Here is an 18,147-nt window from a genome sequence, read left to right as displayed (position 1 = left end):
AACAGACGGTTGTCGATTTTTTTACGCAAGTCATGCAAATGGATAACTTTACTTTGCGGCAAGAAGCCCTAGAATGAGGGATGGTTCACTTTTATTGGCTAAAAATGAACCCCGAAACTTGAGTTAATACTCGGAAATAAATCGGAAAGAAACAGTTTTACTGGCTGGGAGCATCAGCCAATGGCTCGTTTACTTTGGACCCCTCATTCAAGACACTCATTTTGGGGGGCTATCTCCCAAGGTGCGAGAATCCCTTCCTTAATTGAAAATAATGTGATCGCTCTTGGAACGTCTCCATTTTCAATTCCAACTAAAATCGTTGGAAGTGCTGATGTTGATTCTGAGAAGTCACTGTCCAAAGAATTAGGCTACCGATATAGCGCAAACTCATGGAATATGGCCCTCTCTTTGTTCCATACGAAAGCGATAGATGCCATCGCTATAGCCCCGAATTTCGCTAATTCAGTCATTAGCTTTAATTTTGTTTCTAATGCAGAGCTCATAACTTATGGTGGCGAAGCTGTTATAAAATGGCAGCTATTTGAGCAGTTAACGACAGAACTGGGTTATAGTTTTACGTCTTATAAATATGATCTGGTATCTGGGACAAAGGCTGTTATCGGTTATGATTCTTACTTGCGGCAGATAATTTCCAAAATAAATTATTCGATAACCGCAGATCATTCAATATTTGCACTTTATCGGATTGAAGACGGTGATGCTTATGGAACTGATAGTTATAGTGTCTTGGATTTAACTTGGAACTGGCTAATCTCGCCAGTAGTTGCGCTGTCTTTAAGCGGAAATAACCTACTTTATAGTAAACATTTGGAGTATAACAACACCTCTGAAACTTATACAGTAGCTACTTATATAGAGCCGAGTTATTTAGCTAAAATAACGCTCAAGTTTTAGAGACATAAGAATGATTATGTTGCGTCAGATATTTATATTATCGCTAATAATAATGGCATTTTTTATGTCGGGGTATGCTCTCGCCAGCCAAAGAGAAGATGCGATTAAATCAGGTTTTATTTACAACTTTGCCAGATATTCGCAAGGTGAATGGTTTAATGCAGAGCTAAACGCGAACTATAATATTTGCAGTTTTAACGCTCCATTTATTGATGTCGCTAGCCGCACTCTTGAAAAACGTACTATTGAAAACGTACCTGTGGTTGTGCACCTTTTGACCTCTGTGTTTGACAACATAAAAGATTGTAATACGCTCTTTATTTCAAAAGATGATGTTGATAAATGGTCTTATTTAATGACAAATAAGCCGTTATCGACGTTAATGTTAGTGGGCGAATTTGATGGCTTCATTGCATCCGGCGGTCATATCAACTTCTTTATTGTTGGGGGTAAAGTTCGCTTTGAAGTTAATCCTGATAAATTAAAACAAGCAGGTATCAATATGAGTTCTAAAGTCCTTCGCTTAGGTAGAACAAATAAGGGGAGTATTCAATGAACTTACAACGTTTGCTGTTTGGTTCATTAAACGCCAAATTGTTAATGATATTAATGCTCATTGCATCATTTACCAGTGTGACGGCCGCAGTTATTTTTACTGTTTATGAACTGAAAACTGTGACTGATACTGAACGAATCCGGCTTAATTCAATTGCCAATATTTTGGCTCCCAATCTGACCGCTGCAGTTATTTTCCAAGATGAATATACGGTTAATGAATTGATTAAGCCACTGCTTAGTCAAAGCAATATTGTTAGTGCACGAGTTATAGATGCCCATGGAAATACTTTTGTAGATGTACTTTCGGGGGTAAAAAATAATGTTCAGATATTTACTGAAATAATGATTATTACCACGCCATTAAAAATGGAGGGGGTAGATTATGGGCGACTAGAAATAAAAGCAGATTACTCTTTAGTTGAAAAAAGCTTACTATTTTTTGCTGTCTTTCTATTAGGAATCTTAGCTTTCATCTTAGCGCTGAGTTTTTTACTGGCACTGTTTTTACGTAAAAGTCTTATCCAGCCCCTTATTCACCTGACTTCCGTTGCAGATCTTGTGACTAAAACCAATAATTATAGTGTGCGTTCAGAGGTTTTATCTACTGATGAGGTAGGTAACCTTGCCAATTGTTTTAATCTGATGCTGGAAACGATTGAGCAAAGAGATCATTCATTAGAGATACAAGTTCAGCAAAGGACAAACGCATTAAAGTTAGCCAATAATCAACTTACTGATCAAGCCAACAGTGATTCTCTTTCCGGATTACCGAATCGTCGTTATATTTTAGATAAGTTATCCGATCTCATTGATAATTCTAGTGATACCCGGTTTGCTGTCCTAGGTCTTGATTTGGATGGCTTTAAAGAGATCAACGATACGATGGGCCACGATTATGGTGATCTTCTCTTAACGGCGGTTAGTAGGCGTATTGTAAACGCGTTACCTGATGATGCACTTGTCGCCCGTTTAGGAGGGGATGAGTTTATTGTTCTTGTGGAAAAAATAGAAAGCAGGGCGGCTATAGAAGCTATCGCCGAAAAAATAAAAACGACGATAACACAACGCTTTGTGATAAAAGGTAAGCATGTTTATGTGACTACCAGTATTGGTATTGCGGTTTTCCCCGATGACGGGGTGACGGTAGAAACTATTGTCAAGTATGCTGATTTAGCGATGTATAAATCAAAAGCAAATGGTCGAAATTGCTATCATTTTTTTCATCCTGAGATGCTCGATAATTTAGTCAAAAAACGCGCTTTGGTTGAAGATTTACGCGCCGGCATCCGTAACGGTGAATTTGAACTTTATTACCAACCTATAGCAGATTTAATGACGAAAAAAGTCTGCAAGGCAGAAGCGCTGATCCGCTGGAATCATCCGACTAGAGGCGTCGTGCCTCCATTAACATTTATTGCTGTTGCAGAAGAAGCGGGCTTAATAAAAGAACTGGGTGAATGGGTTGCGTTAACCGCTGCGAGTGATCTTGCTGATATTCTAAAAATGGCAACGGGAAATTTTCAAATCAGTATTAATGTATCGCCATTGCAATTTAAAGGTGACGAAGAGTGGATATTAAATTGGTTTGATTATATGTCTGATCTTGGTTTGAACCAAGACGCCATTATTGTTGAGATAACTGAAAATTTATTGATGGAGAGTGAAGAATCGATTCGTTCTAAGTTAACTAAATTAAAAGATCACGGAATTAGTATTGCGATCGATGACTTTGGTGTCGGTTATTCATCTTTATCTTATTTGCAAAAGATGGATGTCGACATTCTAAAAATTGACAAATCATTTGTTGATGATCTGGCTACAGAAAGTAATAGTCGGGACTTATGTCGAGCAATGATTATGATGGCTCACCATTTAGATATTAAAGTTGTCGCGGAAGGAATTGAAACCGAATTGCAAAAACAGATATTGTCAGACTTTGGCTGCGAATTTGGTCAAGGGTATCTTTTCTCCGAGCCACTGCCCCTGAATATGTTTAAGCAGAGATACTTAGGGGGGCCGATGGCAGTTAATTTAGCCACTACGCTTCCTCTCATTGATTCTGTCAATCATGGACGCTGCTTAGTTGCAGAAAAGGTTGGGTTATTTTAGTGATATACCCATGATGCTGCAATGTGGCACTCTAATACTGTAACTCAGCGCCGCACACCTAAGCACTATTTGTGTTTGCTCATGTTGTATCTTAAAAGAACATGGGGATACATTTAAAGGTATTGTAAAAACACTTTTACCAGTATCTTTATTTCGTTTTTATTAAGGCGCCGCAAATAACCGTTCAACTAATCATCTATAACATACCGTTTTTTAAGCATTGTGACTGTTTATGTGTGTTTGTCATATAAGTGTCATAATATCTAGTGATAATGTACTTATTCAGAATACAAAAAAGTGGATAAACTTAAATGGCAACTCGCATTTTAGTCGTTGAAGACGAAATCGCAATTCGCGATATGTTATGTTTTGTACTTGAGCAGCATGGTTATGAATGTATTGAAGCGGATACTTATCAAGTTGCCCTGAATCAATTAAAGGAGCCTTACCCGGATCTGGTTTTACTGGATTGGATGTTTCCCGGGGGCAGTGGTATTAAATTATTACAGTATTTGAAGCAAGATGATATCTTACGTCAAATTCCAGTTGTGATGCTAACTGCACGTGGAGAAGAGGAGGATAAGGTTCGTGGACTTGAAAATGGTGCCGATGACTATGTTACTAAACCTTTTTCCCCGAAAGAGTTAATGGCGCGTTTGAAATCCGTTTTGCGCCGAGTTAATCCGACTTCTTTAGATGATACGCTGGAGGTGGGAGCATTGAAATTAGACCCTGTGTCTCACCGCGCCACACTCGATGGATCCCCGTTATCAATGGGACCGACAGAGTTCAAATTATTGCATTTTTTTATGACCCACCCCGAACGTGTATATAGTCGTGAACAGTTACTTAATAATATTTGGGGAACTAATGTTTATGTTGAAGATCGCACTGTAGATGTACATATTCGCCGCTTACGCAAAGCGCTGCTAGATCGCGATTGTTTGGTACAAACCGTGCGTGGTTCCGGTTATCGTTTTTCTACACGCATGTAATTAATGGATAATTAAATTGAAAATATATTCATGGAAAGAGTTAATCTGGGCCCTAGTTTTCATTTATTTACCTATTCTACTGATTGGCACTTTATTCAATTCCTTAGCTGAACTGCTGTTTATTGCGTTTTTTATTCATATTCTTTGGCATTATTATTACCTTAAAAAGTTAAATAATTGGTTATGGAACAATAAAAGTACGGTGTTACCCCATGGTCAATCTGAATGGGAGCGTGCATTTATGGGCATTCATAATATGCAGCAGCGGCATCGAAAGCGGCGTAATGATTTGGCCCGTGTGATTAGTCGTTTTCGAGCAGGCTCAGAAGCGCTGCCGGACGCTGTGATTGTTTTTCATAAACGCGGAGAAATAATCTGGTGTAACCGTTTAGCACAGGTTCAACTGGGTTTTAAATGGCCAGAAGATTCAGGAGAAAATATCACCAATCTTATCCGTAACCCCTTGTTTGTTAACTACCTAAAACAGAATAGTTATGATGAGCCATTAGATCTCATTTCACCCAATAATCCTGAAAAAACATTAGAGTTTCGTGTTATGCCCTATGCGGTACATCAGCGAATTTTAATTGTACGTGACGTAACCGCATATCGACAAATTGATGCGATGCGGCGTTTATTTGTTGCCAATGTTTCTCATGAACTACGTACGCCACTCACTGTGTTGCAAGGCTATATTGAAATTCTTGATTCACAGGCGCAACCTGATTCCACCCAGGCGAAAGCGATTAAAGTGCTTGAGCAGCAAACTGTCCGTATGTGCTCGTTAGTTGAGCAGTTGATGACTTTATCTAAAATAGAAAGTGCGCCAAATCTGGATTTGGACGAACATGTTAATGTGCCCGCTTTGCTTGCACAAATTGAAAATGAGGCATCAACATTGGGCAAAGATAAAGCACTGCTGATTCAATTTGATGTTGCTCAAAACCTTTGTGTACGAGGGGATCAGATGCAACTGCGCAGTGCAATGGCAAATTTGGTTTACAATGCAATTAATTACACGCCGATAAAAGGATCTGTTAAAATTATTTGGCGCCTTTGCGATGAGGGAGCCTATTTCTGCGTGATGGATAATGGTGATGGAATTGCGCCTGAGCATATTTTGCATCTGACCGAACGTTTTTATCGCGTAGACGGTTCTCGCTCGCGTAATACGGGGGGCTCTGGACTGGGGTTGTCAATTGTGAAACATGCATTAATGCATTATGACAGTCAGTTAAATATTGAAAGTAATTTAGGTGAAGGAAGCCAATTCTCTTTCGTGATCCCTGCAAATTATTTGCTTAATTAATCCGAATAGATCCTCTGAAATTAATAAACAACAATTTGTTGTGGGGATTTACTTCACTTCTACCGGTATTTAATTTTTTTGCAACGATCCGTTACAATAGGGACCCAGCCGCTTAAGGAACGTTTATGAAAAATATAAAACTAGCTAATAAGTTAGATCAATTATTAGATATTCATCACTTCAAAGATTACTGCCCAAATGGTTTACAGATTGAAGGCGTGCAAGAGGTAAAAAAAATAATTACAGGCGTAACCGCAAGCCAAGCGTTAATTGATATTGCTATTGAACAACACGCTGACGCAATTTTAGTACATCATGGTTATTTCTGGAAAGGTGAAAAACAAGAAATTGTGGGTATGAAGTACAAGCGTATTAAAGCCTTAATTGACCATGGCATTAACCTTTACGCCTATCACCTTCCCCTCGATGTGCATCCAGAATTAGGTAATAATGCGCAGCTAGGCAAATTGTTGCAAATAATAGATCGTCGTCCATTAGAACCCTGGGATAAACGCAGCGTTGGACGTGTTGGCAAGTTTTCACAAGCGCTTAGCGGCGCGCAACTATCACAGCGGATCGAAACTCTCTTGGCACGTACACCTTTGCATATTGATGGCGGTAAAAAAGAGATCCTAAGCGTTGCTTGGTGCACCGGTGGAGGACAAGATTATATTTCTATAGCGGCCGAACAAGGTATTGATGCTTTCATTAGTGGGGAAATATCTGAGCGAACTGTGCATATTGCCAGAGAAATGGGCATTCATTATTATGCCGCGGGCCATCATGCCAGTGAACGTTATGGTGTACAGGCTTTAGGTCGCTGGATAGAAACTGAATTAGGGTTAGACGTGGCGTTTATCGATATTGATAATCCGGTTTAATATTCACTTTAATTGCTTAAAAAAAACAAATATCTAATAAAAATCAAGCTAAGTTTGAAACAAAGCTGGCTTTTACTTATGATACAGGCAGAATATTAACAATATAAAATTTACTCATTATAGGGAATTAAAATGAAAACATATAACATTGCTTTACTTGCTGGTGATGGCATTGGGCCTGAAGTCATGAAGGAAGCGGTTAAAGTATTAAATCTTGTTGAGCAGCGTAACGAGAATGTTAAGTTTGATCTTCATGAAGCACTATTTGGCGCTGTTGCATACTTTGCAACGGGTAGCGCTTTTCCTGAAGAAACCAAAACAATTTGTGACAAGGCTGATGCGATATTAAAAGGTACCATCGGTCTCAATCATGAAGACTCGAAAAAAATCCCTATAGACGAGCAACCTGAGCGTGGCGCATTATTACCATTGCGTCGTCGTTACAATACCTTTGCAAACTTCCGCCCAGTCTACTTGCCAAAAGGCCTAGCACACTTTTCGCCGCTCAAAGCATCTGTTATTGGTGAAGGGATAGATATTATGATCATCCGTGAACTTGTGGGTGGTTTGTACTTTGGTGATAAAGAAGCGGGTATTAATGCCGAGGGTAAACGTTTTGTACGTGAAGTGCTTGAATATGATGAAGATCAGATCCGCCAGATAGTCAGAGTTGCATTCGATGTGTCAATGACTCGTAAAAAAGTGCTCCATAACATTCATAAATCAAACGTTCTAAAATCCAGTGTTCTGTGGAATGAAATTGTTGATGAAGAAAGTAAAAACTACCCTGAAGTAGAAGTTAAAAGCATTCTTGTTGATGCTGCCGCGACCTATCTTTGTTTAAATCCTGGTATGTTCGATGTAATGGTAATGGAAAACATGTTTGGTGATATTTTAAGTGACCAAGGAGGCGGTATTTTAGGTTCTTTAGGTTTAATGCCTTCTGCATGTCGAGGCCTTAAAAAATCTTACTATGAGCCTTCGCACGGCAGTGCACCCGATATCGCGGGCAAAGGTATAGCAAATCCATATTCAATGATAGGCTCTGTTGCCTTAATGTTGGACATGAGTTTTGGCATGGAAAAAGAAGCTAAAAATATTTGGGCTGCTATGCAAAATGTATTTGCTAAGGGCTATTCAACCTCAGACCTTTCAAAAGCGAATGAAGCGAATTTAGTCACCACTGAAGAATTCGGCGATTTGGTTTGTGTTGAATTGGCGAAAATGCCAGTTGCATAAGTTAGCTTTTCGCTAGCTCCAAAAGCCACGTTTATGCGTGGCTTTTTTGTTTCTGTATTACCGCAAAGGCTAGAAATATTAGTCACCTAATTACACAGCTTAAGCGAATTAAGAAGTAAAGATTAAAATACAGATAACTGATAGCTTTGGTTTGTCTTCTAGGGGGTGAGTATTTACATCATTAGCGCAATTCGATGATAACTCTTTTTGACTTTTAGATTTTTAAAATTAGCGTAACAGTAATGGAAAAATAATGGCACTTAAACCAACCATCTTTAAAATGAGCATTAACCTTGCTGATCTCAATAATGATATTTATGACACACTTAATTTGACCGTTGCGCAACATCCATCAGAAACCGCAGAGCGAATGATGACACGTGTAATGGCGTATTGCTTAAATGTGCAAGAGTTTCTCGTGTTTACTAAAGGTTTATCAGTAGCCGATGATCCCGACATTTGGGTAAAAAGCTTATCGGATGAGTTTTTATTATGGGTTGACGTAGGTGAACCGGCGTTTGAGCGTATTAAAAAAGCGAGTCGTCAAGCGCGCGCTGTAAAAGTATATAGTTTTAATACAAAATCGGATGTGTGGTGGAAGCAGTCATCATCTAATTTTGAAACCTTGGCGGTTGATGTTTATCAATTTGATTTTACACAAATCCAAACATTAGCCAAGCTGCTTAAACGTAGTATGGACCTCTCTGTTACTATCAGTGGCGATTCCCTTTATATCGCGGCGGAGCTTGGTGAATGTGAAGTCACTTGCTCTGCATTGCAAACGCAGCAATAAAAATTCACGCTACCCTTTGCGTCCCTAAGCGCAAAGGGTATAATCTGCCCCCTTATTTAACTAGCACAGTGATCACACCATGAAATTTATCGTTAAACTTTTCCCTGAAATTATGATGAAAAGTCGTCCTGTCCGTAAACGTTTCAGTAAAATGTTACAGGGTAATATTCGTAATGTTTTAACAAACTATGATGAACAGGTTAAAGTGATTTTAGAGTGGGATAAGATCATTGTTCGTAGTACAGATGAAACCCCTGAAAACAAGGCAACACTGATTAGTATGCTGAAAAGCACGCCCGGTATTGCACATTTTTTAGAAGTACAGGAATCTGAATTTACAGATATACATGATGTGTATGAGCAAACTCTAGCGCGTATTGGTGACTCGCTCGATGGCAAAACGTTCTGTGTACGGGCTAAACGGGTCGGTAAACATGATTTCTCTTCAATTGAAGTTGAACGTTATGTTGGCGGTGGTTTAAATCAGCATACCGGTGCTGCAGGGGTTAAGTTAAAAGGCCCGGACATCAAGGTGCACCTTGAAATCAATGACAATAAATTGTTTTTTATCGATAAAAGATATCCTGGGTTAGGCGGTTTTCCACTGGGAACTCAAGAATCAGTTTTATCACTGATGTCTGGTGGATTTGACTCTGGCGTATCCAGTTTTCAACTTATTAAACGTGGCTCACGTGTGCATTACTGTTTTTTTAATCTCGGTGGCGCAGCGCACGAAATTGGTGTTAAACAAGTTGCCTATCAACTTTGGAAACGTTTTGGATCCTCTCATCGTGTTAAGTTTATCGCTGTTCCTTTTGAGCCAGTTGTAGCTGAAATTTTAGAGAAAATCGATAACGGTCAAATGGGCGTTGTCTTAAAACGCATGATGATGCGTGCTGCTACTTTAGTCGCTGAAAGGTTAGATATTGAAGCCTTAGTGACAGGCGAAGCGTTGGGGCAAGTATCTAGCCAAACATTGCGTAACTTATCTGTGATTGATCAGGTCACCGATATGCTTATATTACGGCCGCTGATTGCAACAGATAAGCAAGATATTATTGATTGTGCCCGAGAAATAGGGACGGCTGAAATTTCTGAAACTATTCCTGAATATTGCGGTGTGATTTCTCAACGCCCAACCGTCAAAGCGGTCATGAAAAAGATAGAAAAAGAAGAGGCTAAGTTTGATCTTTCGCTTATTGAAAAAGTAGTAACAGAAGCGAACGTTTTAGATATTAAAGATATAGCACAGGCGCTAAAAAAAGATGTCGTTGAAGTCGAGTCCGTTTCTGACTTTACTGAAAATGAAGTCCTATTAGATATTCGTTCTAATGAAGAGGCAGAAGAATCACCATTATCTGTTGAAGGGGTGAATATTGAACATCTGCCATTCTTTAAACTGGCGAGTGGATTCGAAAAGCTACCACAAGATAAAACTTACTTATTGTATTGCGCTCGTGGGGTAATGAGTCAGTTACAAGCTCTTTATCTAAAAGAATCTGGCTTTGCCAACGTTAAAGTTTATCGTCCTTAATTAGATCTAATGTGAGCCGTTTTTGATCATACAAACGGCACTTGATGTGCCGTATTTGTTGAACCTCGGTCGCCATCACAATTTGGACCGTTTTTATTTTTTATTTAGCATTAATCGCCGTATGCTGATTGTTATTAATGCGAATGTTAGGAGAATCAAATGCCGCAAGTAAAAGAAAAATATAAACTGATTACCGGTAAAGATGACGCCAGTTTTTGTACACGTATTACACAGTTGCTTGATGACGGTTATGAACTATATGGATCCCCAGCAATCGCCTTTAACGGTGAACATATGGTGGTAGCACAAGCTGTTGTTAAAATCCGTCCTCAGCTAGTTTAACTGTTCATATAACCAAGTCACCTAAAGATATAAAACCAGCATCTTCAGATGATTTGATTGAGGGCGCTGGACTAACCGTAAATAAATTTACAACAGACTCTTGATCCAATTTTGAAAGCGACCCAAATATTCATGCCATGCCACTTGGGTTTTATAAAGATTATAAGAGGAAGGGATATAATAGTGCGAAGGGATTTTCCCCATGCGCGTTTTCGCTAAAAAATTAGCAGGAGCGGCTTCCGGCCCAGCACCATATTTATAAAACAGCTGTAGAGCGCGCTCCATATGGCTAGCTGACGTTACCAAAACAGCCCGCTTGCCTCTAATCATGGTTGCCATTATCCGAGCTTCATCATCAGTATCTAAGGTGTTATCTAAACGAATTATTTTAGCAGCAGGAATTTCCATTGCGAGGGCTAATTCTTCGAGTAATTGCGCATGTGATTTCAGATCGCCAAAACCGGATCCAGAGACAACTAATGTGGCACCCGGATTCGCATAATAGAGGCGCAATGCCTCAGTAAATCGACTTAATGCGGTCGCAGATAACTGCCCTGTAACGGGTAAACTTGGATCTGCAACGCCACCTGAGCCTAATAACAAAATGACATCATAGCGTTGTGCTGGCTGCATAATAGGCAGATATTTCCGTTCTACGGAGTGAACGAGACGTTCTGCGATAGGCATTGTACTCAATGTGAATAGTAATACAAAACTAAGTAGTAAAAATGTTTTAGCGATTTTTTGTTTTTTACTAAAAAAGAGTAAAATAAGACCGATACAAAAAATAATAAGTAATAATGGTAGGGGCATTAATAATCCGCCAATCCATTTCTTTAAGATAAATAACATATTGATCTTTCACCAAGTATTGAAGTATAAGAGGTGAATTGTAGCATTAAATTAATAGGTACCAAGTTGACCGATCATAATTTTGATAATATCGCAGCTAAATTTGTAAAAAACATTTATGGTACGAGTAAAGGTAAAATTCGTACAGAAATTGTTTGGGATGAATTGCTACATTGTTTATCATTGTTACCGGATCGACCATTGCGAGTCTTAGATGCCGGGGGTGGTTTCGGTTTCTTCAGCCAACAACTCGCTGCACTTGGTCATCAGGTGGTACTCTGTGATATATCCGGAGAATTATTAAAAGAAGCTCAAAAGCAACTTGCAGGTAAAGCTTACCAATATAATGTACAAATATTGCATTGCTCGATTCAAGATTTGCATACTCGAATCGACGGTAAGTTTGATCTCATTTTAAACCATGCTGTTTTAGAATGGTTGGCGGCACCAAAAAAAACACTTGGCGGATTGCTGAATTTCTTATCTGATGATGGTCTACTGTCATTAATGTTTTACAATAAAGAAGCACAGCGTTTTTTTAATTTAGTTTCGGGCAATTTTGAATTTGTCGCTAAAGGAATGATCCGTAAAAAAGTGGTCAGATTAACCCCTACACAGCCGTTGGATGAGCAAGATCTGCAAACTTGGCTAGCTGAATTTAATATGCAAGTTATCCGAAAAACAGGTGTTCGTGTATTACATGATTACCTAAAAGAGCGTTCTCTTTGTGATGATAAGTTTGATCTGTTACTGGCGATGGAAAAACGCTATTGCCATCAGGAACCCTATGCATCTCTGGGAAGATATACACATTTGACAGTGAAGGTGAAAAATTAGTGAAGATTTTTTATTTTAGAGTCAACATCCCTTACCAAGCCTTTGAACAGTTATATAGAACACCAAATACTGTTGTTAAGGTAGTCGATGAGGAAGGGCGGATGATACAACTACCAGCAATGCGTTTTGTCCCTTTTTTTTCGCAGTTGGGAGTCCGAGGACGGTTTCAATTAATGTTAGATGATAATAATAAATTTCAGCAGTTGCAGCTGTTTAATCAATAAAATTAGCAAGAACGTGCTGTTTGTATCAATACAGGTCACGCAGAGGCATGGTTATGCCTTATAGCAACATGGAAGCAATGACCGCATATTTACAGTCAATTTCAAATGCGACGCCTGCGGGCAAACATTCAATTGTTATTATGAACGGTGCTAGCTGGCATCAATATTATAGCAAATCCGATAATTATCTATGCATTTATGCTTGCTAAAATGAATGCTAGCTGCGGCATTGATTTTGTAATTAGAACAACTCGTTACTGCCATCAATGCCTGGCTTTTATCTATTTTCACTACGCCTAAATAGATCTTCTAATTGACGCAATTGGTATTATTTAGGAGATAATTATTGAGAATATAACTCTGATGTATTGATAGCTATAAGGATATCGAGGTTCAATGTTGTCGGGCTTGGAATGATTTCTGTGAAGGTGAAAATATAGTTATATCGAGGCTGGGTAAATATGGAACCTTAAGTAACGGGATTGCTATACGCATGCAAAAAATAATTTCCCGACTCAAACGGTCTAAACACGGTAAGCAGTTGGTGATATAGTTTATGGAAGTGAGTATCCTCGTGAACAGAGGAAAAGCAAAAAACCGTATAAATTTGGGCAGCTCAATCTGTATCAATAGATTGGGTACAAGTATCGAGTTACTACGTTATCTAATTGAAATTATAGTAAACTTTGTAAAGCTATCCTCTATTTTTACGACCCATATTGATAAAAAAGAGGATGACGTGTTATTGCTTGGCGCGTTTATTTGTATGGCACACGGTCTAAATACTTCCATTATTGCCTACTGCGTAGAAATAGAAAAATTAAATAATTTTCACTGCTATTAAGTGTACGAATTACAGGGTATACGATAAACACATTGACAATGAGTCTGTTTATGAGGTCTATAAAAACGGTATAAAAACGATGACAAGTATACTATAAGTGAATAAAATGTTACCGTACAAATAATGTTTGTTTGCTTTTTTTGTGATGATTATGGGTATAACATAGGATATTAAAATGAATAAATTAGTTATTGTGACTTTATTCGCTCTATTGCCACTTACTGCAAACGCTGCGATTGATCCTGTTACTGAAGCTGTATCTGCTGATTTAGCAGTAGGAGATACAATCGAGCAAATTATCACACAAAAAAATGAACAGGAAGGGCTCACTTTTGAATATGTTAGCGATTTGATAGCAAATAATGCAGACAAAATTATCGCTATTGTGAGTGTTACCATTTCTAACAAGCTTGAGCTTGCTGCGCAAATTGTGCAAGCAGCAGTAGAAGCAAATACCAATCTTGCTCAACAAATTGTTGATGCTGCTATTGCGGCCGGAGCTGATCCGGATGAAATGCTCGTTGCCGCCTTACTTGGTGGTGCTAATGATGAGGATTTATCAATAGAAACAGCCGCTGGTGGTTTTGCCGCTGGCCCCGCATTAGGAAGTGGCCCCAATAATCCAGCCTTGGGTAACGGCAATGGCGGCGGCGGCGCAACGGCTTCACCAAACTAGAATTAAAAAACAGTAAATACTAGTTTTCGTGTTCTACTTGGTAACACATAGTTATATATAGTTAAAGGAAACGCTTCTTTACTAAGTGTTGCTTGATAATGAATGTTTAGCATTTAGTATTTAGCATTGAGTAGTAAGGTTATAACATCTAAAATACTGAAAACCGCCAAGTAAAAAGCCGCATTATCGTATTGCGTTAATGTGGTTTTTTATTGACCAAACACAGGGAGTGTGATGCATGTCACATGGCAATATAAATAAGCAAGATAAATAAACAATGCGCAGTAAATACGCATTTTACCTACTGTGCTTTATTATCTGGTTTGCACCTATCCCTCTTGGTGCTAATCGCCCTTGGGCATGGGGTTTGGTTGAGCTACTTATTTGTGCAAATACAGTGCTGCTGTGTTTTAATCATAATTTCAACAGAGTGTTTGTACAGTTAAAAAAAGTAAGCGTTATTTTAACTGTTGTTGTAGTTGTGCAGATTTGGGTTTTCATGCAATGGTTAGGAGGCATTTACCCAAGTTTAGCTCTCTTACAATCTCTCGACCCCAGCCAAACAGAACTCGCCTTAATCAAGGGCATTACATACTGTTTATTGATTATTAACCTTGCACTATTAGTCGATCGTATCGAACGAATTAAACAGCTATGTTGGATAATTATGTTATCTGGTTTAACACAAGCTTTATATGCTGTTTTCTTACAGTATTCTGGCTGGGAAAGTAGTTTATTGGGTTTTCATATTGGTCATCGTGCAACGGGGTCTTTTGTTTATTATAACCACCTTGCTAACTATTTATTGCTTTGCATATCAGTCGCCATTGGTTATCTGATTGGTTCATTAGATGGGATAAAAGCTGTTTCGCGTCGCGCAAAACTTGCCAGCATTATTGAAATACTACTTAGCCCTAAATGGATTTTACGTATTGGCATCATTATCATGGTCGTAGCACTTATTATGACCCGTTCGCGTATGGGGAACTCGGCATTTTTCAGCTCATTACTGATCACTAGCGTTCTTGCTTTAATATTAATGAAACGTCCACCTAATACACTGAAATGGTTGATCATAAGTTTAGTGGCTCTCGATTTGATTATTGTTGGCACTTATTTTGGCGTTGAGAAAGTAAAAGAACGATTACAGGCAACCTCCTTTCAAGCTGAAACGCGTGATGACGTAGTACGCGACGCAATTCCTTATATGCAGGAGTATTGGTTAACCGGGAGTGGTGCTGGAAGTTTTTATTCTACTTATCTGCAATACCAACGTGCTGAATACCAAGCCTTTTATGACCACGCTCATAATGAATATGTACAGTTTACAGCGGAGTTCGGTGTATTACCGAGTTTATTATTATTGGCACTGGTTCTCTACATTATTTGGAACAGCTTAAAAACATTACGCAGCAGTCGTCGTAAATTTAAACAAGGTCTGGCAATAGGTATTTTGATGGCTTGTATTGGCATGGTAATGCATTGCACTGTAGATTTTGTGTTGCAAGATTATGCCATTGCAATTTTATTTTTAACGATATTATGCCTTTCTCCGATTATGAATAATTTAGTTGAACAAAATAAGGAAAGAAAAACATTATGAAATACTTAGTAACTGGCGCCGCTGGATTTATAGGTAACTTTGTGTCAGAACGTTTATGTGATGCTGGATATGAAGTTATTGGTTTAGATAATTTAAATGATTATTATGATCCGAAGCTAAAGCACGCGCGCCTTAAACGCCTTGATAAGTTTAGTAATTTTACTTTCGTTAAATTAGATTTAGCTGATCGAGACGGAATGGCTCAGCTATTTAATGAGCAGAAATTTGATCGTGTTATTCACTTGGCTGCACAAGCTGGGGTGCGTTATTCGATTGAAAACCCAATGGCCTATATTGATTCAAACCTAGTAGGAATGGCGACTGTTTTAGAAGGGTGCCGCCATAATAAAGTACAACATCTGGTTTATGCGTCATCTAGCTCCGTTTACGGCATGAATGAAAAAATGCCATTTTCAACCGAAGATGCAGTCGATCACCCTGTTTCTCTTTATGCAGCAACTAAGAAATCTAATGAGTTGATGGCACACAGTTATAGCCACCTTTATGATCTACCGACAACAGGGCTACGTTTCTTTACGGTTTACGGCCCGTGGGGACGTCCTGATATGGCACCGTTCCTATTCACCGACGCCATTATTAATGATCGCGAAATAAAAGTGTTTAACCATGGGAAAATGAAACGTGATTTCACTTATATTGACGATATTGTTGAAGGCATTATTCGCATCCAAGATGTTGTTCCACAACGTAATGCGGATAATCCTAATACTTCGCCTGCATCAAGCAAAGCCCCTTATAAAGTATTTAATATCGGTAATAATGAACCGATCGCACTCATGACTTTCATCGAAGCGATAGAAAAAGCGGCAGGTAAAGTTGCGGCTAAAAACTTTATGCCAATGCAAGCCGGTGATGTACCTGCCACTTTTGCTGATATTGACAGCCTTAAAGAAGAGGTCGGTTTCAAACCAGATACTCATATTGAATACGGCATGCAGCAGTTTGTTGAGTGGTTTAAGTCATATTATTCGTAACTGAGAAAATAGTTAGCAATGCTAGTATTGATTGTCATAAACGAACATGAAATTTTAGAGTGAACAATGGAAAAAATAATTTTATCTACATACACATTTCTGCCGGATATAGGTGGTGTTGCAACAAACACATTGACTATAGCGGAGGCTTTTATTGCCAAGGGTTATGATGTAACGGTCGTAACTTTAACAACTGAGTGTTGTGAATATGACAATCGAATGAAAATTGTTAGAGCCCCAAATTTCTTGCAATTGGTAAAACTCTATTTGAGTGCTGATTGGATTTTATTTTCAAATTTATCTACTAAATTATGCTGGCCTGCTGTTTTAATCAATAAAAAATTTGCCTTGCATCACCATTCATCATCAGCCTTCAATAATTCAACTCCTTCTGGCGTTATCCAAATTATTAAACGTCTTATTGAAAACAAGGTTTCAGCAAAGTCGATTCATTTTGTTAACAGTGAGTTTACTAAAAAAGATGGTGGAGCATTTTTTGATAATCTAAAAACTTATCTAACTTATCCTATTGTTCAAAACACCAAGGTCACTACTGATATTGTAGACATTTACGCGTCTAAAAAAAATGCGCTATTTGTAGGGCGAATTGAAACTGAAAAGGGCGTTTCTTTTTTATTAGAAAACTTTGAATTTATAAAGAAATATTTAAATATTGATTCACTCTCTTTCGCTGGTGATGGATCTCTACTCAAGTCATTAAAAGAAAAAAATATCAAGGGAATTGAATTTGTTGGAGCTGTTGATTTGACTACAGTGCACCAGATGATGCGGAAATCAGCCTATGTGTTGATTCCCTCTATTTGGAATGAGCCCTTTGGAATGGTGGCAGTGGAGGGGCTTGCTTCGGGATCTGTTGTTATATCTTCTGATAAGGGAGGACTGCCAGAGGCAGTTGGAAATCATGCTGCATTATTTGATTTTGATTCTACAGAAAGTTTTATTGATGCGCTAAAAGAAGCTGAATCAATAAGAGAGCGGTGTATTGTAGACTCGGAAAGACTATTGAATTATGTAGAATCTGTTAATGAGCATATGGATGCTTTTTCCAAAAGTAATGTTATTAACATTATGATTAACGCCTTAATGGAATAGTAATTGAATGAAATGTGAATTATTTGATGTATTAACTTTAATGAGGTTATTTATAGAATGATACAACAAAAATCTGTTTTAGCAGGTGTTGGTGTAATGGCTGTTCTTACTATAGCCTCTAAAATAGTTAGGCTGGTTGTTTTAATGGTCACCGCTCGGTTCTTAAGTCCTGAAGATTTTGGTGTAATTGCAGCATTCTCAATGGTATTAGCTCTTGCTTATTTATTTGCTAATGGTGGCGTGGTTAAAACTCTGATCCAACGGCCAGTCGTAAATCAATCACATATAGGCAGCGCGATTATTCTCTGCTGTGTATATAGCACTATTG

General features: G+C 38.4%; 19 protein-coding genes. 18 read left to right on the top strand and 1 reads right to left on the bottom strand.

Annotation, left to right across the window (positions count from 1 at the left end; translation table 11 throughout):
• Positions 1 to 126 precede the first annotated feature (126 nt).
• From KSO91_RS11865 to KSO91_RS11820, 10 genes are all read left to right on the top strand, one after another.
• Positions 127 to 915: a TonB-dependent receptor domain-containing protein gene (locus KSO91_RS11865; RefSeq protein ID WP_338049765.1), complete on the top strand. Its 789-nt coding sequence runs from the start codon at positions 127 to 129 to the stop codon at positions 913 to 915.
• A 64-nt stretch (positions 916 to 979) separates the two neighbouring features.
• Positions 980 to 1,471, top strand: coding sequence for a YfiR family protein (locus KSO91_RS11860; RefSeq protein WP_238743210.1), 492 nt, complete (start codon positions 980 to 982; stop codon positions 1,469 to 1,471).
• Positions 1,468 to 3,582: a putative bifunctional diguanylate cyclase/phosphodiesterase gene (locus KSO91_RS11855; RefSeq protein ID WP_238743209.1), complete on the top strand. Its 2,115-nt coding sequence runs from the start codon at positions 1,468 to 1,470 to the stop codon at positions 3,580 to 3,582. Before KSO91_RS11860 ends, KSO91_RS11855 begins: the two co-directional genes overlap by 4 nt.
• A 311-nt stretch (positions 3,583 to 3,893) precedes the next feature.
• A complete protein-coding gene (phoB, locus tag KSO91_RS11850; RefSeq protein WP_238743208.1) occupies positions 3,894 to 4,577 on the top strand; it encodes a phosphate regulon transcriptional regulator PhoB in 684 nt (227 codons plus the stop codon).
• A 16-nt stretch (positions 4,578 to 4,593) separates the two neighbouring features.
• The gene (gene phoR, locus KSO91_RS11845) at positions 4,594 to 5,886 is read left to right on the top strand and encodes a phosphate regulon sensor histidine kinase PhoR (protein WP_238743207.1); all 1,293 of its coding nucleotides are present in this window, start codon (positions 4,594 to 4,596) and stop codon (positions 5,884 to 5,886) included.
• 125 nt (positions 5,887 to 6,011) lie between these two features.
• Positions 6,012 to 6,767 (top strand): Nif3-like dinuclear metal center hexameric protein, encoded by a 756-nt coding sequence (locus KSO91_RS11840; protein WP_238743206.1) that lies wholly within the window; start codon positions 6,012 to 6,014, stop codon positions 6,765 to 6,767.
• A 132-nt stretch (positions 6,768 to 6,899) separates the two neighbouring features.
• Entirely contained in the window at positions 6,900 to 8,006 is a 1,107-nt protein-coding gene (gene leuB / locus KSO91_RS11835) for a 3-isopropylmalate dehydrogenase (RefSeq protein ID WP_238743205.1), read from the top strand.
• A 253-nt stretch (positions 8,007 to 8,259) separates the two neighbouring features.
• Complete coding sequence (locus tag KSO91_RS11830; RefSeq protein WP_238743204.1) at positions 8,260 to 8,799, top strand: YaeQ family protein; 540 nt, start codon at positions 8,260 to 8,262, stop codon at positions 8,797 to 8,799.
• A gap of 79 nt (positions 8,800 to 8,878) precedes the next feature.
• The gene (gene thiI / locus KSO91_RS11825; protein ID WP_238743203.1) at positions 8,879 to 10,333 is read left to right on the top strand and encodes a tRNA uracil 4-sulfurtransferase ThiI; all 1,455 of its coding nucleotides are present in this window, start codon (positions 8,879 to 8,881) and stop codon (positions 10,331 to 10,333) included.
• A gap of 159 nt (positions 10,334 to 10,492) precedes the next feature.
• Positions 10,493 to 10,675 carry a DUF1737 domain-containing protein gene (locus KSO91_RS11820; RefSeq protein WP_238743202.1) on the top strand — a complete coding sequence of 61 codons (183 nt, stop codon included), beginning with the start codon at positions 10,493 to 10,495 and terminating at the stop codon, positions 10,673 to 10,675.
• Between the two features lie 87 nt (positions 10,676 to 10,762).
• Here the strand turns inward: KSO91_RS11820 and KSO91_RS11815 are convergent, their stop codons facing one another.
• Positions 10,763 to 11,527, bottom strand: a complete 765-nt coding sequence (locus tag KSO91_RS11815) for an ElyC/SanA/YdcF family protein (protein WP_238743201.1) — start codon at positions 11,525 to 11,527, stop codon at positions 10,763 to 10,765.
• 66 nt (positions 11,528 to 11,593) lie between these two features.
• Here KSO91_RS11815 and KSO91_RS11810 point away from each other — a divergent pair, with 66 nt between their 5' ends.
• The 8 genes from KSO91_RS11810 to KSO91_RS11775 form a co-directional block, all read left to right on the top strand.
• Positions 11,594 to 12,364 carry a methyltransferase domain-containing protein gene (locus KSO91_RS11810; RefSeq protein WP_238743200.1) on the top strand — a complete coding sequence of 257 codons (771 nt, stop codon included), beginning with the start codon at positions 11,594 to 11,596 and terminating at the stop codon, positions 12,362 to 12,364.
• The gene (locus KSO91_RS11805) at positions 12,364 to 12,588 is read left to right on the top strand and encodes a DUF2835 family protein (protein ID WP_238743199.1); all 225 of its coding nucleotides are present in this window, start codon (positions 12,364 to 12,366) and stop codon (positions 12,586 to 12,588) included. The genes KSO91_RS11810 and KSO91_RS11805 overlap by 1 nt, the downstream gene beginning before the upstream one ends.
• 556 nt (positions 12,589 to 13,144) lie before the next feature.
• Positions 13,145 to 13,432 carry an EAL domain-containing protein gene (locus KSO91_RS11800; RefSeq protein ID WP_238743198.1) on the top strand — a complete coding sequence of 96 codons (288 nt, stop codon included), beginning with the start codon at positions 13,145 to 13,147 and terminating at the stop codon, positions 13,430 to 13,432.
• Between the two features lie 175 nt (positions 13,433 to 13,607).
• Positions 13,608 to 14,108, top strand: coding sequence for a hypothetical protein (locus KSO91_RS11795; RefSeq protein ID WP_238743197.1), 501 nt, complete (start codon positions 13,608 to 13,610; stop codon positions 14,106 to 14,108).
• A gap of 277 nt (positions 14,109 to 14,385) precedes the next feature.
• Positions 14,386 to 15,711 carry an O-antigen ligase family protein gene (locus tag KSO91_RS11790; RefSeq protein WP_238743196.1) on the top strand — a complete coding sequence of 442 codons (1,326 nt, stop codon included), beginning with the start codon at positions 14,386 to 14,388 and terminating at the stop codon, positions 15,709 to 15,711.
• Positions 15,708 to 16,706 carry an NAD-dependent epimerase gene (locus KSO91_RS11785; RefSeq protein ID WP_238743195.1) on the top strand — a complete coding sequence of 333 codons (999 nt, stop codon included), beginning with the start codon at positions 15,708 to 15,710 and terminating at the stop codon, positions 16,704 to 16,706. Before KSO91_RS11790 ends, KSO91_RS11785 begins: the two co-directional genes overlap by 4 nt.
• A gap of 66 nt (positions 16,707 to 16,772) precedes the next feature.
• Positions 16,773 to 17,819: a glycosyltransferase family 4 protein gene (locus KSO91_RS11780; protein ID WP_238743194.1), complete on the top strand. Its 1,047-nt coding sequence runs from the start codon at positions 16,773 to 16,775 to the stop codon at positions 17,817 to 17,819.
• A gap of 57 nt (positions 17,820 to 17,876) precedes the next feature.
• A partial coding sequence (locus KSO91_RS11775) for an oligosaccharide flippase family protein (RefSeq protein WP_238743193.1) occupies positions 17,877 to 18,147 on the top strand: 271 nt, incomplete at its 3' end.

The sequence above is a fragment of the Psychromonas antarctica genome (assembly GCF_022267535.1).
GTDB lineage: Bacteria > Pseudomonadota > Gammaproteobacteria > Enterobacterales > Psychromonadaceae > Psychromonas > Psychromonas antarctica.
The sequence above is the reverse complement of the archived record's forward strand: the minus strand, read 5'-3'. Positions and strand labels throughout refer to the sequence as shown.

Bases quoted from the DNA above. Each gene is read 5' to 3' on its own strand.
- KSO91_RS11860 (WP_238743210.1), top strand. From the start codon at position 980: ATGTCGGGGTATGCTCTCGCCAGCCAAAGAGAAGATGCGATTAAATCA.
- KSO91_RS11855 (WP_238743209.1), top strand. From the start codon at position 1,468: ATGAACTTACAACGTTTGCTGTTTGGTTCATTAAACGCCAAATTGTTA.
- phoB (WP_238743208.1), top strand. From the start codon at position 3,894: ATGGCAACTCGCATTTTAGTCGTTGAAGACGAAATCGCAATTCGCGAT.
- KSO91_RS11840 (WP_238743206.1), top strand. From the start codon at position 6,012: ATGAAAAATATAAAACTAGCTAATAAGTTAGATCAATTATTAGATATT.
- leuB (WP_238743205.1), top strand. From the start codon at position 6,900: ATGAAAACATATAACATTGCTTTACTTGCTGGTGATGGCATTGGGCCT.
- KSO91_RS11830 (WP_238743204.1), top strand. From the start codon at position 8,260: ATGGCACTTAAACCAACCATCTTTAAAATGAGCATTAACCTTGCTGAT.
- thiI (WP_238743203.1), top strand. From the start codon at position 8,879: ATGAAATTTATCGTTAAACTTTTCCCTGAAATTATGATGAAAAGTCGT.
- KSO91_RS11820 (WP_238743202.1), top strand. From the start codon at position 10,493: ATGCCGCAAGTAAAAGAAAAATATAAACTGATTACCGGTAAAGATGAC.
- KSO91_RS11815 (WP_238743201.1), bottom strand. From the start codon at position 11,527: ATGTTATTTATCTTAAAGAAATGGATTGGCGGATTATTAATGCCCCTA.
- KSO91_RS11800 (WP_238743198.1), top strand. From the start codon at position 13,145: ATGGAAGTGAGTATCCTCGTGAACAGAGGAAAAGCAAAAAACCGTATA.
- KSO91_RS11795 (WP_238743197.1), top strand. From the start codon at position 13,608: ATGAATAAATTAGTTATTGTGACTTTATTCGCTCTATTGCCACTTACT.
- KSO91_RS11790 (WP_238743196.1), top strand. From the start codon at position 14,386: ATGCGCAGTAAATACGCATTTTACCTACTGTGCTTTATTATCTGGTTT.
- KSO91_RS11785 (WP_238743195.1), top strand. From the start codon at position 15,708: ATGAAATACTTAGTAACTGGCGCCGCTGGATTTATAGGTAACTTTGTG.
- KSO91_RS11780 (WP_238743194.1), top strand. From the start codon at position 16,773: ATGGAAAAAATAATTTTATCTACATACACATTTCTGCCGGATATAGGT.